Genomic DNA, 14,809 nt, shown 5'->3' with positions numbered 1-14,809 from the left:
AAAAGGCTGGACTGTGGCCTGAAGGAAGTTTGGAGCTATATGAGTTCATAACTTTGGGAAACGCTGTGCGTTCTTGTGAAGCCCATTAAGAACTAAGTTTAGTGGAAAAAGTAAAACTATATAAAGCGAACTTGAAAAAGTAACAAAAGGAAAAGGGATGGAGGGGAAGTTTGGAACTGTAGGAGCGGTAGCGTCCGCCTTTGTCTGCGGATTTCGGAGTCCCGACGAAGTCCCTAATGTAAATATCTTAAGTTCACTCTATATAATTAACTGAAATCCTGGCTACAGAAGGTATTAGTTGGAATTTGTACACCTAATTCATGCATTTTTATCTCATACGGCTGCTTTCAGCACAATTAGTGATATTTTTTCCACTTTGGCAGGCGGCAGCCAGGCAGTGCTGGGAATCATAGAATGATTTGTGCTGGGGCGCTGGTAAGGGAGGTTCTTAAGAATCCCTTGAATTTGCCGATATAAAATAGAAAGATGCACACGAAGGGAGGGGGAACGGCATGAACATCGGATCTCTGATTCGCGGATTGCTCGGAGACAATAAAATGGGCGAACCCAAGGCGGTAGAGCTCAAAGAAGGCCAGGTAGTCCGGGGTGTGGTGCTCAGTGTGTCGGAATCCGGCAGAGAAGCGGTCGTTCAGATTCAGGGCACGCCTGTCCTTGCGGAGCTGGAGACCCCGCTGCAGCCTGGGCAGACACTGAATCTGCAAGTTGCTCCTCCGGGAGACGGAGGATTGCCTGTATTAAAGCCTGTTTCATCCGGGGAGGCGATATTGGCATCTCCACAAAGTATGGGGGAAGCCTTGGAATCGCTGGGGCTTACGGATTCCAAGGCAGGCAAGGAAATTATACAGGCTATGGTCTCTGGCGGCATTGCGCTGACCAAGGAAACTGCGGCGAAGCTGGAGGCTGTGATGAATGCCAAACCGCCGAATGTTCCGGTGTCGGAATGGCTGGAGGCGGCAGTGATTTCGGTAAAGCGCGGACTCCCGGTCACAGCGGAAAGCGTGAGAGGATTGCAGCAAGCGGTGTTCGGACCCAAGCTGCATCAGCTGGTGGCCCAGCTTGAAACGGCGATTGGCCTATGGGTCCAGCAGGAGAACGATACGGCAGGCGGGAGTACCGCACCGGGCGGTACCAGCCAGCCTGCATCTGCATCAACTATTACTGCAGGAACGGCGGCTCCTGCATCGGCGGTGTCTGCTGGCGGAACGGCTGCGGCTCCAGTTGCTCCGGCAGCCAGTCAAGCAGAGGGTGTTGATGCGTCACGTGCACCAGCAGCTTCAGCTGAGTCAGTCTCTGCCGGTGAAGCGGCTGAACTTCCCGGAAAAACCCCGGCAGGCGCCTTAAAAACAGAGCTGTCTGCCGGGAGTTCGGCAGCAGCTCTGGCAGGCAATCCAACTGCCGAGGCAGAAGCACCGGTTGCGGCTTCAGCTGACCGGACGGGGATAGCTCCGGCGCAGCTTCCTGTGGATGGAGATGCTGCGGAAGCAGCGGCGGCTCCGAAGGCGGGCAATGCCCAGCCGCCCGCTGCAGGAATAAGTGCTGCAGCGGGTGGTGCTGTGCCTTCTGCGGAACCGGCAGAAGGCCTGGAACCGCGTTCCGTTCCGCAGCCGGAACGAAGCGCTGTGCCGGCAGCAGATGCTTCTGCCGCCGGCAAGGGGACCGCCCTGCTCGCGAAGCTGCAGGGCGTGCTCACCGAGCTGCGCGGCACGCTGCCGCAGCTCGCCGCAGCCCCGCCCGCTGACGCGGCGGGGCAAGCCCCTGCCCCTGCGGCTGCGCAGCCGCAGCAGGGCACCACAGCCCCGCCAGCGGCGGCGGGGCAAGAAACGGCCCCCGCGCCTGCCGGGCAGCGCGGGGACGGCCCGTCTGCGGCTGCAGCGCAGCAGACGGGCACTGCACCCGCAGCCCCCACGGACACGGAGTCGTGGGTGGGGCGGGTGCTGAAGCTGCTCGGTGCGGAGCACGAGCAGCAGGCGGTCCGCGGCGGCGCACAGCCGCAGCTTGCCGTGGCCCCGCCCGCCGATGCGGCGGGGGCGGGCCAGGCCCCTAAGGCGGCGCTGCCGCAGGCAACGCTGGCCAGTACGGCTCACGGCGGGGAGACGGCCGCCGATACGCTGAAAGGCGTGCTGCTGCAGGTCCTGGGCAGCAGCGAGGTGCCGCCCGCGGTCAAGGAAGCCGCGGGCCAGCTGGTGCAGCAGCTCACAGGGCAGCAGCTGCTCCTGAATACCGACCGTACGGCCCCGTTCGCGCAGGTGACGATGTTCCTGCCGCTGCGGGGGCCGGACGGGCAGGAAACGGCTTCCGTCCATATCCAGTCGAGACGGGGCCGCAAAGGCGAGCTCGATGCGGCAAACTGCCGCCTGTGGTTTGACCTGGATATGAAGCAGCTGGGACAGACGCTGGTAGACGTGCAGGTGGTCGACAGAATTGTCAGCCTGAAGCTGCATAACGATACGCCCTGGGTGCTGGAGCTGCTGGAAGAACGCAAGGAAGAGATTGAGGCGGCCGTGGAAGCGATAGGCTATCAGCTGTTGAGTCTGCGGACAGAACCTTTGCCCCAGCCAAGCGCAGCGACCGCTTCAGCTGCGCGCAGCCCAGGCAAGCTGGCAGATTATGTGCCGGATTCCTATAAAGGAGTGGATTACCGCATATGAGTGAGCCTGCCGATGAAATTTCCCACAACCTCAAAAAGGCGGTAGCCCTGAAATATTCGCCTGGCCAGAGTGAAGCTCCGGTCGTCGTAGCCAAAGGACAAGGTGCAGTGGCGGACAAGATTCTGCAGATGGCCAAAGACAGCGGAGTGGCCGTTCAAGAGGATGCCGCCCTGGTTGAAGTGCTGTCTAAGCTTGATCTTGACCAGCAGATTCCTCCGCAACTGTATCAGCTGGTGGCCGAAATCTTGAGCTATGTGTATCAGAGCGACCGCTCTGCCGCAGAGCGGAGGCTGAAGTGAGCGGGGGTCCGCCTGAAGAGACTTATTCCCGCAAGCAAAAAGGGGCAGCCGGCGAAAAAGCCGCTGTCCAATATTTGTCTGCCCAAGGCTACCGGATTATTGACAGGAATTGGCGCTGCCGCAGCGGGGAACTGGACATTATTGCTGAATACGGTGAGGTGCTTATTTTTGTTGAAGTGCGCAGCCGTAGCGGGAGTCCGCTACAGGGTACTCCGGAGGAATCTGTGGATGAACGTAAAATCCGTCAGGTTCGGGCCACCGCCCGGGTATATCTGCATATGAAGAGTCAGGAGGAGCGCCGGGTTTCTTTTGACGTCATCACGGTGATGCTGAATGAGAAGTTGGGAATCTCGTCCCTTCACCATATCCGGGAAGCTTTTTAAGCTTTTATAGACGATTTGTTGTCTTTTCATACATTCAGTCTTGACTTAACCTCCGCACTATGGGTCATTTCTTCGAGGAAATGGGTAAACATTATTGTAACTTTTAATGCCACCATGAGGAGGGCTGTCCGAGTGAAAAATCAACCATTTGATATACAGGTAAGTTTTACTTGCCAATATTGTGACAATAAAATCGCAGTAGAGCTGGACGGAGAGCCTGTATCCGTTGTATGCTGCAGCAAGTGTAACAAGACCTTTACCGTTATGCGGCCCGCTATAGCGGAGGAGATATTGATTGATTGGGAAAATGAAGCCTTATTTCAAAAAATCCGTGCCGAAAAGACCCAGAGCAGCAATAGCAGCCTGCTGTCGCTTGTGATCCGGGTAATTGAACTGTTGACCTGGCGTGACAAAGGCAATGGACAAGTAGAAGCGATCAGGGAGATGCGCCAGTGGCTGATAGAGCATGAGGAAGTCCCTCCATTAGCCGAGTTGATTAAGCTGGATACGAACAGCCAGCGCTCTGCCAAACGGAACTGGAACGATTGAAAGGTGGGGAGCAGATTGCCGGATGTATTCTTTACTTCAGACCAGCATTTTGGGCACAAGCTGATTATTGATTTTGAGTCCCGCCCCTTCAGCAGTGTCGAAGAAATGGATCAGGTTATGATCCGGAAGTGGAATGCTGTTGTCGGCGTGGAAGATACAGTATTTCATTTAGGGGATTTCTCTTTCTTGAACCTGGAACGCACGCGGGATATCGTCTCTGCCCTGAATGGTTATAAAATTCTGATTCTTGGCAACCACGACCGCAGCCGTGGCCGGAGCTGGTGGCTGAAAGCCGGGTTTAATGAGGTGAGTGAATACCCTATAGTGTATAAAGATTTCTTTTTCTCTCACATGAACCGATGTACATGAACAAGCATATGCCTTACGTGAATGTGCATGGGCATATTCATGGCCAGAAATATGAGGGGAACAATCATTTTAACATTTGCGTAGAACACTGGGACTATACACCTTTGTCTTTTTCTCAAATCACAGATAGAGTTGTAGTTAAAGAGGAAGGCTGACGAATTTTTGTTCAAAAACAGCTTGCATATTTATGCAAAAGTTGAAATTCCCTTTCGTTTGACCCCAGGCTATTGATTATCGCATGGAAAGCTAAGTATACTAAGGATAATAGAATCACCGGAAAATAGAGGAAGCACCCTTTTTCTTGAATCTAATCCGCCTGCATATGGGCGTATTTCAGGGGAAGAGGTGTTTTTTTGTTATGTATGGAAAAATGCACAGCGCCTGCCTGTACGGCATCGAAGGTGTAATGATCAGTGTGGAAATTGACCTGGCGAACGGTCTGCCGCAGACGAGTATTATCGGATTGCCGGATTCAGCCATTAGGGAAGCCGTGGAAAGAGTACGCGCTGCCGTCAAAAATTGCGGCTACCGTTACCCTCAGCAGCGTGTCACAGTCAATCTGGCTCCGGCTGACCTCCGCAAAGAGGGCTCTGCTTTTGATTTGGCCATAGCGCTCGGCATCCTGACCACAAGCGGCCAGCTGGTTATGCCCGGAGCGGAAAATTTGCTGCTCATCGGTGAGCTGGCGCTGGATGGCAGTCTGCGGCCGGTTACCGGGGTGCTGCCTATGGTCGAAGCGGCCAGGCGTGCAGGGCTTACAGCTGTGCTTGTACCTTCAGGCAATGCTGCTGAAGCAGCGCTGATCAGCGGAATGACGATATATGCTGCAGAGCATTTGCGGCAGCTGCCGCAGCCACAGGCAGAGGGTGAACCTTTATATGCGCCCCGCAAAAGAAAACAGCATAAGCCGGAGCCGAAGGAAGCATCCGCTGCAGGTTTTGACTGCTTACCGGAAATACCAACAACGGCAAGTGCTGAGTCTTCCGCGATGCCTTCTCCCCTGTGGGGTTAAGCGGGCTTCCTTTTCTTGTTACGGTCAGTTCAGGCCCGGCTGTGCAGGAGCAGGCTTTGGTTAAAGTGCTAACTTTAGAACACTTGAAGTACACCGCTGAATATAAGCAGACAGATCCAGTCAGCACCGGAGTAAACTTAATGGTGGAAGACTACAGTGATGTGCTTGGACAGAATCATGTGAAGAGGGCACTGATGATTGCGGCTGCCGGAATGCATAATATTGTCCTGATCGGTCCGCCCGGAACAGGCAAAACAATGCTGATCAAACGCCTGCCGGGCATCCTTCCGGAACTTGGCGACAGGGAGTCGCTGGAGGTGACCAAAATATTCAGCGCCGCCGGCAAGCTGAAGGATGCCCACAGCGGACTCATGCGCAGCCGCCCTTTCCGGTCTCCGCATCATACGATTTCGGCGGCCGGGCTGATTGGGGGCGGAGGGGTTCCGAAGCCGGGTGAGGTCAGCCTGGCGCATCGCGGTGTCCTCTTTTTGGATGAGCTGCCTGAGTTCTCCCGCAATGTGCTTGAAGTGCTGCGCCAGCCCCTGGAAGACGGGGTAGTCACGATCAGCCGTGCCCGGGCGTCGTTTACTTTTCCCGCGCAGTTTTTACTCGCTTGTTCGATGAATCCTTGCAGCTGCGGGTATTTGGGAAGCGGAGGAACACATCTGAGATGCACCTGCAGTCCGGCGAAAATTGCACAATACCGCAGCAAAATCTCCGGTCCGCTGCTCGACCGGATAGATATGCAGGTGGATGTTCCCCGTCCAACGGACTGGGAGGGGCACGGGCTTTCATTGTCTTCGGCAGAGATGCGCGCTGAAGTGCTTAAGGTGCAAGCTATTCAGGCGGAACGTTACAGAAGTCTTCCGATCGCTTGGAACAGCGAGCTTTCAGGAGCGGCTTTGCGCCATTATGCCAGGCTGCATAAGGACGGCAGAGAGCTGCTCAATAATATTTTGGAAAATCTCGGTTTAAGCATGCGTGCTCATGACCGGATCATTAAGCTGGCCCGCACGATTGCCGATCTTGAAGGTGCTGTTGATATTTCCTCGGCGCATCTTGCCGAGGCTGTCCAATACCGTAATCTGGACCGGCAAGTCGTGATGGATGAGTGAATATGCAGAACCGGCATATTGTATCCGGCCAAACAAGCCGCCCGTCATAGCCGGGCGGCTTGCGTTAAGTTAACGAGATGTGCAGCAAGCTTCCTTACAGCACATTCAACTCGACCACAATATTTCCGCGGGTAGCGCGGGAGTAAGGACATGCTCCGTGGGCAGCTTCCACCAAGCGGGCTGCGGTTTCCTTGTCAACGCCTTTGACCAGGACATCAAGCTTCACTGCGATGCCGAATCCGCCATCCTCAACTTTACCGAAGCTTACAGTAGCCGTTACTTCACTGCCTTCAATTTTTACTTTACCCATGCGGGCGACCATATTCAGCGCACTGTCGAAGCAAGCGGAATAACCGGCTGCAAACAGCTGCTCAGGGTTGGTGCCTTCTCCGCCAGCGCCGCCCATTTCCCGTGGGGTACTGATGGTAAGGTTCAGTTGCGGGCTCTCGGATTCGATGTAGCCGCTTCTTCCGCCTACTGCTTTTACTGTGGTTTCGTACATTTTCTGTTGAATAGTCATCATTATGAATCGCTCCCGTTCATTCGTTAATATATTTTACACAATTTAATTTAACACAAATAAAATAATAGTCAATATATTTTTCGCTATTAACATGATATTATACAGGAATTGTGATAAAATAATGTCATAAAGGCAGGTGAATATGATATGCAAGAGACAAATACGACCCCTGAACTGCTGCTTGAAAATCAATTGTGCTTTACGATTTATGCCTGTTCCCGTGAATTTACGAAGTTGTACCAGCCTCATTTGGACAAGATTGGCCTTACGTATTCCCAATACCTTGTAATGCTTGTACTTTGGGAAAGAAACCAATGTACGGTTAAAGAGCTGGGTGAGGCGCTTTTTTTGGACTCGGGTACATTAACACCGCTGCTGAAAAGGCTGCAGGCCGCCGGTCTGATTCTCCGCGAACGGTCGCTTCAGGACGAGCGGAAGGTGTTGATCTCACTGACCGAACAGGGAAGGGCGCTGAAGAATGAAGCGGCGTGTATCCCGGGCAAAATGGCGGAAGGAACCATGCTCTCGGCAGATGAATTTGTTGGTCTGCTGGGCCAATTCAAGGACCTGCTTGCCCGTGTTCATGAAGCCAATGCCCACACTGCGAAATAGCTTGTTTTAGTAAAGTCAATGCAATCGTTCGCATTTCGGCATGAAATCAAGCGAAAATGTATGTATAAATCGTGAAAGTTTTTAAGGAAAGCGTTTTTAAAACATGTTACAATATTCTGGGTTTCATATTATGGCTCTGGGCAGAAAGCGGATCACTCGGCTATTTCGCCCCGGATGCCATGGACAGAAACCTGTGCCGTTGTCAGGATCAAGCGGCATGGGTATTCTGTATGGACCGGGATATTGCTCGTTTTACCGGTCTGGACCCGGCTTTGGACAATCAAAACGGAAAGCGGATTGGCAGCAGGCTGCCTGCATCGCCACCGCAATACTTTAGGAGGCTTCCGGTATGAATATCCACGAGTATCAGGGAAAAGAAGTACTTAAGAAGTACGGCGTCGCCGTACCGAACGGAAAAGTAGCTTATACAGTGGAGGAAGCGGTGGAAGCCGCAGCATCGCTGGGGACCCCGGTGGTAGTGGTAAAAGCGCAGATTCATGCTGGCGGGCGTGGTAAGGCCGGAGGCGTGAAGGTCGCCAAATCAAGCGAAGAGGTTCGGGCGTATGCTGAAGAGATTCTCGGAAAGACGCTGATTACCCATCAGACCGGTCCGGAAGGGAAAGTTGTGAAACGGCTTCTCATTGAAGAAGGCTGCCAGATTGTTAAGGAATACTACATCGGACTTGTTGTCGACCGTGGCTCCGGGCGTGTGGTGATGATGGCTTCGGAGGAAGGCGGAACGGAGATTGAAGAGGTAGCGGCAACGCATCCGGAGAAGATTTTCAAGGAAATTATTGATCCTGCAGTAGGACTGCAGACCTTTCAAGCCCGTAAACTGGCGTACAGCATTGCGATCCCCACGGAGCTGGTCAATAAAGCGGTAAAGTTCATGCAAGCGCTCTATTTAGCTTTTGTGGATAAGGATTGCTCCATTGCCGAAATTAACCCGCTGGTTGTGACCGGGGATGGAAACGTTATGGCATTGGATGCCAAGCTGAATTTCGATTCCAATGCACTGTTCCGGCATAAGGATATTCTTGAGCTGCGCGATCTCGATGAAGAGGATGTTAAGGAGATTGAAGCATCCAAATTCGATCTCAGCTACATCGCTCTTGACGGGAACATCGGCTGCATGGTGAACGGTGCCGGTCTGGCCATGGCTACAATGGATATCATCAAATATTACGGCGGCGAGCCGGCCAACTTCCTGGATGTAGGGGGCGGTGCCACAACTGAGAAAGTTACCGAGGCTTTCAAAATTATTCTGTCCGATGACAAGGTAAATGGAATATTCGTCAATATTTTCGGCGGGATCATGCGCTGTGATGTCATTGCGAGCGGCGTCGTGGAAGCTGCCAGACAGCTTGGTCTGACCAAACCGCTGGTTGTGCGTCTTGAGGGCACCAATGTTGCGCTGGGCAAAGAGATTCTTGCCGGTTCGGGGCTGAATATTGTTGCTGCGGACTCCATGGCGGACGGGGCCCGTAAGATTGTCGCTCTTGTGTAACCACCAAATAAAGTAGGGATGTGACTATGGCATGAGCATTCTTGTAGATAAAAATACGAAGGTAATCACGCAAGGGATCACGGGCTCTACCGGCTTGTTCCATACCAAAGGAGCTTTGGATTACGGGACGCAGATGGTAGGCGGGGTTACTCCCGGCAAAGGCGGAACTACTGTAAACATTACTTTGGAGAATGGCAGCGAGGTCAGTCTGCCTGTATTTGATACTGTGGTGGCGGCCAAAGCGGCTACGGGTGCAACAGCAAGCGTAATTTATGTCCCGCCGGCTTTTGCCGCAGACTCCATCATGGAGGCAGTGGATGCCGGTCTTGAACTGGTGATCTGTATCACTGAAGGAATCCCGGTATTGGATATGGTGAAGGTTTCCCGCTTTATGGAAGGGCGTTCTACCGTGCTGATCGGGCCTAACTGTCCTGGGGTTATCACACCCGGCGAGTGCAAAATAGGCATCATGCCCGGGTATATTCATATGCCTGGTTATGTGGGCGTTGTATCCCGCAGCGGAACGCTGACCTATGAGGCGGTTCATCAGCTCACTGAGCGCGGAATCGGGCAGTCTTCAGCGGTCGGTATCGGCGGTGACCCGGTAAAAGGCTCGGAGTTTATCGATATTCTGAAGCTGTTTAATGAAGATCCGGGAACCAAAGCCGTGATTATGATCGGGGAAATTGGCGGTACTGCGGAAGAAGAAGCGGCTGAATGGATCAAGGAAAATATGACCAAGCCGGTTGTCGGCTTTATTGGCGGCGTAACCGCGCCTCCGGGCAAGCGGATGGGTCATGCCGGGGCCATCATATCCGGAGGAAAAGGGACAGCGAGTGAGAAGATCGCGGTGCTGGAATCCTGCGGAATCAAAGTGGCGCCTACTCCTGCCGAAATGGGCTCAACCCTTGTCAAGGTGCTGGAAGAACGCGGTATTCTGAACGCTTTTACGACTCACTGAACGTTCACAATACAATAGCGTCCAAATTAGTTATAATCAGCTTATAAGGTAAGCAACCTTTTGTCCTCTTATGGGGATAATAGGTTGCTTTTTTAGCGTTCAGCCATTTTTTTAGAAGGGAGAGAGTACATGTGGAAACACGCGAACTGCTGATCGGATTCAATGAAGTAGAGGGAATCGGCTGGAAAACGATCGACAGAATATGCCGGGAGGGACTTTTGACGGAAAATGCATTTTTCTGTAGTTCTGAGGATTGGGGGAGATTGGGAATAAATGCGAAAATTGCTCATTGGCTGGCTGCTGGTTTTAATCCGGAGTGGATTTATACACGCTGCAATTTAATGAAGGAAAGCGGTGTAGCGGCGGTAACTTTGCTCGATGAAGATTATCCTGAATTATTAAAAGAATCACCAGAGCCCCCGTGGGTATTGTATTACAGGGGCCGTCTGGAGCTGGCGAGCCGCCCTGCGGTCGCGATGGTTGGGACCCGGATGCCGACGGCCTATGGACGCAAGGCAGGGGAAATGCTGGCCATGGAATTGAGTGCGGCGGGTCTCACAGTCGTGAGCGGCCTGGCCAGAGGAATTGACAGTGTCTGCCATGAAGCTGCTCTCAGAAATGCCGGCGGGACCATTGCCGTTGTTGCGACAGGTCTCGACAGGGTATACCCGCCTGAGAACAGGGCGCTGGAGCAGCAGATTTCACGTCAAGGGCTGGTGATCAGCGAGTATCCTCTGGGCACCCCAAGCCATCCGGGGCTGTTCCCCCGGCGCAACCGGATTATCGCCGGCCTCACCCTGGGCACGGTTGTTGTCGAGGCGGATGCCCGGAGCGGATCGCTGATCACCGCCGATGCCGCATTAGAGGCAGGAAGGGATGTGTTCGCCATACCGGGGCCGATTACTTCACCCAAAAGCCGGGGAGCGCTCGATCTGATAAAACAAGGAGCAAAGCTCGTAACCGGAGCTGCGGATATTATTGAAGAATACCGGTCATACCTGCCTGCGAAGGCTGCAAATCAAGGTGGGAATACCTCTGAAGCCACCCGGGAAGAGGACGGGTTTAGGGAAAAGAAATTGACAAGTGAGGAGTCTCACCTATACCATATACTGCATCAAGGCCCTTTTACACTGGATGAGCTGCTGCTCAGGACGGGATGGGATTTTGGACATTTGCATTCAGTTCTGTTATCTTTAATCATAAAAAAAGCGGTATCACAATTACCAGGGGCAATTTATAAGGTAATTTAATATAGAAGGATCACTTTTAGGAGGAACAACTTATGGCGGATGCGCTGGTTATTGTCGAATCGCCGGCAAAAGCGAAGACAATTGGCAAATATTTAGGCAGTAAATATATCGTAAAGGCTTCAATGGGGCATATCAGAGATTTGCCGAAAAGTCAGATCGGGGTAGAAGTAGAAAATGATTTTAGTCCCAAGTATATTACGATCCGCGGCAAGGGCTCTATTCTGAAAGAGCTCAAAGACGCCAGCAAAAAAGTGAAAAAAGTCTATCTGGCGGCTGACCCGGACCGCGAAGGTGAAGCGATTGCCTGGCATCTGGCACATGCGCTGGATCTGGACAACTCAGAGGAATGCCGGGTCGTTTTTAATGAGATAACGAAGCAGGCAGTGAAGGATGCCTTCAAGACCCCGCGGAAGATTAATATGGATCTGGTGAACGCGCAGCAGGCCCGGCGGATTCTGGATCGCCTGGTCGGCTACAAGATCAGCCCGCTATTATGGAAGAAAGTCAAAAAAGGTTTGTCAGCCGGCCGTGTGCAGTCTGTGGCCGTGAAGATTATCATGGACCGCGAGAATGAAATTTCGGCTTTTGTTCCAACGGAATATTGGAGCATTACTGCAAAGCTGGGCATCCGGGATGCACTGTTCGAGGCTAAGTTCCACAAGCTGAACGGCGAGAAGAAAGAACTCGGAAATGAAAATGATGTTAAAGAAGTGCTGGAAGCCATTAAAGATGCTGCCTTCAAGGTGAGTGAAGTCAAAGAGAAGGAAAGACAGCGCCATCCTTCGGCTCCCTTCACAACCAGCTCCCTGCAGCAGGAGGCAGCACGCAAGCTGGGCTTCCGTGCCGCCAAAACCATGTCTGTCGCACAGCAGCTCTATGAGGGTGTTGAGCTGGGCAAAGAGGGAACTGTGGGTTTGATCACTTATATGCGTACTGACTCCACCCGGCTGTCCGCGACTGCGCAGGAAGAAGCCAAGGAACTGATTCTGGCGAAATACGGTGAGAAGTTTGTGCCCGAGTCGCCCCGCCAGTATTCCAAGAAGGCCGCCGGAGCCCAGGATGCGCATGAAGCCATCCGTCCTACCTCCGCACTTCGTGAACCTGAGATGGTCAAAGAATTCATGAGCCGTGACCAATTCCGGCTGTATAAACTGATCTGGGAACGGTTCGTATCCAGCCAGATGTCTTCAGCAGTTCTTGATACGCTCTCGGTAGATATCACTGCAGGCACAGCTGTCTTCAGAGCCGTGGGTTCCAAGGTTTCTTTTCCGGGCTTTATGAAGGTTTATGTTGAAGGCAATGATGACGGCACAACGGATGAAGAAAAGTTCCTGCCGCCGCTCCAGGCGGGCGATGACCTGATGAAGCAGGAAATTGAGCCGAAGCAGCATTTCACGCAGCCGCCTCCGCGCTATACTGAGGCACGTCTGGTGAAGACGCTGGAAGAGCTCGGCATAGGCCGTCCGAGTACGTATGCCCCGACACTCGAAACCATCCAGAAACGCGGGTATGTGGCCATTGAAGAAAAGAAATTTATGCCGACCGAGCTTGGAGAGCTGATCATTGAGCAGATGGAGCAGTTTTTCCCGGAGATTCTGGATGTAGAATTTACAGCGCACATGGAAGATGATCTGGACCATGTGGAGGATGGCGAAGAAGATTGGGTGAAGGTATTGGCCGAATTTTATACTTCCTTTGAGAAGCGGCTGGTCTTTGCTGAAGAAGAAATGAAAGAAATCGAAATTGAAGATGAAGTTTCGGATGAAATGTGCGAGAAATGCGGCAAGCCTATGGTATATAAGCTGGGAAGGTTCGGTAAATTCCTGGCATGCTCCGGTTTTCCCGATTGCCGGAATACCAAGCCGATTGTCAAGGATATTGGCGTGAGCTGCCCGAAATGCCATGAAGGCAAGGTTGTGGAGCGCCGCAGCAAGAAAGGCCGTGTCTTCTACGGATGTGACCAGTATCCCGGCTGTGATTTTGTATCATGGGACAGACCATCCGTCAAACCATGTCCGGTCTGCGGCTCCTGGATGATAGAGAAGCGCAGCAAGCAGGGAACGAAGCTGCAGTGCACCTCTTGCGATCACACGGAGGCAGTGCTTGAGGGCGAAGAACTGGCAGAATAAATGTCTCTACAGGAGGAAAGGAAATTGACTGATACAGCTAAGGTTACAGTAATAGGAGCCGGGCTTGCAGGCAGTGAAGCGGCCTGGCAGATTGCTTCGCGAGGAGTCCCGGTAAGACTCTATGAAATGAGGCCCGTCGTGAAGACACCAGCGCACCATACCGATCAATTTGCCGAGCTGGTGTGCAGCAATTCGCTGCGCGCCAACGGACTGGGTAATGCGGTGGGAGTGCTGAAGGAAGAGATGCGGCGTTTGAATTCGCTGGTGCTCGGTGCGGCTGACCGCCATGCGGTTCCCGCAGGTGGTGCGCTTGCCGTGGACCGTGACGGGTTTTCCGGTGAAATTACCTCTACCCTGCATAATCATCCCCTGGTGGAAGTCATAAATGAAGAACTCACGCATATACCGGAGGAAGGGATTGTTGTCATTGCCACCGGTCCGCTGACATCCCCTTCGTTATCGGCTGAGATCAAGGGCCTGCTTGGTGAGGAGTATTTTTACTTCTATGATGCTGCCGCCCCTATCGTGGAGAAAGACAGCATTGACATGAACAAAGTATATCTGGCCTCCCGTTATGATAAGGGTGAAGCAGCCTACCTGAACTGTCCGATGACGGAAGAGGAGTTTGACCGTTTTTATGATGCACTGATCTCGGCCGAGACGGCTGCACTCAAAGATTTTGAGAAAGAGATTTATTTTGAGGGCTGCATGCCCATTGAAATCATGATGAAGCGCGGCAAGCAGACCGCTTTGTTCGGACCGATGAAGCCGGTGGGGCTGATGAATCCCCATACCGGCAAGCTGCCTTACGCGGTTGTGCAGCTGCGGCAGGATAATGCCGCGGGAACCCTGTATAATCTGGTAGGCTTTCAGACACATCTGAAATGGGGCGAGCAGAAACGGGTATTTTCACTGATTCCCGGCCTGGAGAATGCCGAATACGTGCGCTACGGGGTAATGCACCGCAATACATTTATTAATTCTCCGAAGCTTCTGCATCCCACCTATCAAATGAAGGGCCGGGAAAGACTGTTTTTGCCGGTCAGATGACCGGGGTTGAAGGTTACGTCGAGTCCGCAGCGTCCGGGCTGATTGCGGGCATGAACGCCGCGAGGGCAGCGCTTGGAGAGGAAGGGCTTATCTTCCCGCAGGATACGGTACTAGGCAGCATGCCTGCTTATATTACGTCTGCTGACCCGGAACATTTCCAGCCGATGAATGCCAATTTTGGCCTGCTGCCGAAGCCGGAGCAAAGAATCCGCAGTAAAAAAGAAAAAAATGAGCTGCTCGCTCACCGTGCCCTGGACAGTCTTGCCGGTTTTGCAGCACGTACCGGCCTTGCCTATAAAGAACCGGTGAATACTGAAGAGACTACGATGTAAGCTGGACCTGGAGGCAAATCTCCATACAAGGAGATTTGTACGTAGATCA

The 14,809-nt window shown here is 52.9% G+C and carries 11 protein-coding genes and 2 pseudogenes; 12 read left to right on the top strand and 1 reads right to left on the bottom strand.

Annotation, left to right across the window (positions count from 1 at the left end; all coding sequences use genetic code 11):
- Positions 1–512: 512 nt before the first annotated feature.
- From JI735_RS28235 to JI735_RS36420, 6 genes and pseudogenes are all read left to right on the top strand, one after another.
- Positions 513–2,669: a DNA ligase gene (locus JI735_RS28235; RefSeq protein WP_202676649.1), complete on the top strand. Its 2,157-nt coding sequence runs from the start codon at positions 513–515 to the stop codon at positions 2,667–2,669.
- Positions 2,666–2,968, top strand: coding sequence for an EscU/YscU/HrcU family type III secretion system export apparatus switch protein (locus JI735_RS28230; RefSeq protein ID WP_039836524.1), 303 nt, complete (start codon positions 2,666–2,668; stop codon positions 2,966–2,968). The genes JI735_RS28235 and JI735_RS28230 overlap by 4 nt, the downstream gene beginning before the upstream one ends.
- The gene (locus tag JI735_RS28225) at positions 2,965–3,351 is read left to right on the top strand and encodes a YraN family protein (protein ID WP_039836525.1); all 387 of its coding nucleotides are present in this window, start codon (positions 2,965–2,967) and stop codon (positions 3,349–3,351) included. The genes JI735_RS28230 and JI735_RS28225 overlap by 4 nt, the downstream gene beginning before the upstream one ends.
- A gap of 132 nt (positions 3,352–3,483) precedes the next feature.
- Complete coding sequence (locus JI735_RS28220; RefSeq protein ID WP_051051949.1) at positions 3,484–3,900, top strand: hypothetical protein; 417 nt, start codon at positions 3,484–3,486, stop codon at positions 3,898–3,900.
- Positions 3,901–3,915: 15 nt separating this feature from the next.
- The gene (locus JI735_RS28215; protein WP_233476088.1) at positions 3,916–4,269 is read left to right on the top strand and encodes a hypothetical protein; all 354 of its coding nucleotides are present in this window, start codon (positions 3,916–3,918) and stop codon (positions 4,267–4,269) included.
- A gap of 358 nt (positions 4,270–4,627) precedes the next feature.
- Positions 4,628–6,396: pseudogene (locus JI735_RS36420) on the top strand (YifB family Mg chelatase-like AAA ATPase).
- Positions 6,397–6,490: 94 nt separating this feature from the next.
- Here the strand turns inward: JI735_RS36420 and JI735_RS28200 are convergent.
- Complete coding sequence (locus tag JI735_RS28200; RefSeq protein ID WP_039836535.1) at positions 6,491–6,919, bottom strand: organic hydroperoxide resistance protein; 429 nt, start codon at positions 6,917–6,919, stop codon at positions 6,491–6,493.
- Between the two features lie 147 nt (positions 6,920–7,066).
- Here JI735_RS28200 and JI735_RS28195 point away from each other — a divergent pair, with 147 nt between their 5' ends.
- From JI735_RS28195 to trmFO, 6 genes and pseudogenes are all read left to right on the top strand, one after another.
- Complete coding sequence (locus JI735_RS28195; protein ID WP_039836536.1) at positions 7,067–7,531, top strand: MarR family winged helix-turn-helix transcriptional regulator; 465 nt, start codon at positions 7,067–7,069, stop codon at positions 7,529–7,531.
- A gap of 349 nt (positions 7,532–7,880) precedes the next feature.
- The gene (gene sucC, locus JI735_RS28190) at positions 7,881–9,038 is read left to right on the top strand and encodes an ADP-forming succinate--CoA ligase subunit beta (protein WP_039836538.1); all 1,158 of its coding nucleotides are present in this window, start codon (positions 7,881–7,883) and stop codon (positions 9,036–9,038) included.
- A gap of 31 nt (positions 9,039–9,069) precedes the next feature.
- Positions 9,070–9,999, top strand: a complete 930-nt coding sequence (gene sucD / locus JI735_RS28185; protein ID WP_039836540.1) for a succinate--CoA ligase subunit alpha — start codon at positions 9,070–9,072, stop codon at positions 9,997–9,999.
- A gap of 131 nt (positions 10,000–10,130) precedes the next feature.
- On the top strand, positions 10,131–11,249 hold the full coding sequence (gene dprA / locus JI735_RS28180) for a DNA-processing protein DprA (RefSeq protein ID WP_039836542.1): 1,119 nt from the start codon (positions 10,131–10,133) through the stop codon (positions 11,247–11,249).
- A 32-nt stretch (positions 11,250–11,281) separates the two neighbouring features.
- The gene (gene topA / locus JI735_RS28175) at positions 11,282–13,378 is read left to right on the top strand and encodes a type I DNA topoisomerase (protein ID WP_039836543.1); all 2,097 of its coding nucleotides are present in this window, start codon (positions 11,282–11,284) and stop codon (positions 13,376–13,378) included.
- Positions 13,379–14,760 (top strand): annotated as a pseudogene (gene trmFO / locus JI735_RS28170) (FADH(2)-oxidizing methylenetetrahydrofolate--tRNA-(uracil(54)-C(5))-methyltransferase TrmFO).
- Positions 14,761–14,809: the final 49 nt, after the last annotated feature.

The organism is Paenibacillus sonchi, from assembly GCF_016772475.1.
GTDB classification, from domain to species: Bacteria; Bacillota; Bacilli; order Paenibacillales; family Paenibacillaceae; genus Paenibacillus_AQ; species Paenibacillus_AQ sonchi.
Note: the sequence above shows the minus strand (reverse complement) of the source record. Positions and strands in the feature narration are given on the sequence as shown.

Excerpts from the sequence above, each read along its gene's own strand:
- JI735_RS28230 (WP_039836524.1), top strand. The coding sequence starts at position 2,666 with ATGAGTGAGCCTGCCGATGAAATTTCCCACAACCTCAAAAAGGCGGTA.
- JI735_RS28195 (WP_039836536.1), top strand. The coding sequence starts at position 7,067 with ATGCAAGAGACAAATACGACCCCTGAACTGCTGCTTGAAAATCAATTG.
- sucD (WP_039836540.1), top strand. The coding sequence starts at position 9,070 with ATGAGCATTCTTGTAGATAAAAATACGAAGGTAATCACGCAAGGGATC.
- JI735_RS28200 (WP_039836535.1), bottom strand. The coding sequence starts at position 6,919 with ATGATGACTATTCAACAGAAAATGTACGAAACCACAGTAAAAGCAGTA.
- JI735_RS28235 (WP_202676649.1), top strand. The coding sequence starts at position 513 with ATGAACATCGGATCTCTGATTCGCGGATTGCTCGGAGACAATAAAATG.
- sucC (WP_039836538.1), top strand. The coding sequence starts at position 7,881 with ATGAATATCCACGAGTATCAGGGAAAAGAAGTACTTAAGAAGTACGGC.
- topA (WP_039836543.1), top strand. The coding sequence starts at position 11,282 with ATGGCGGATGCGCTGGTTATTGTCGAATCGCCGGCAAAAGCGAAGACA.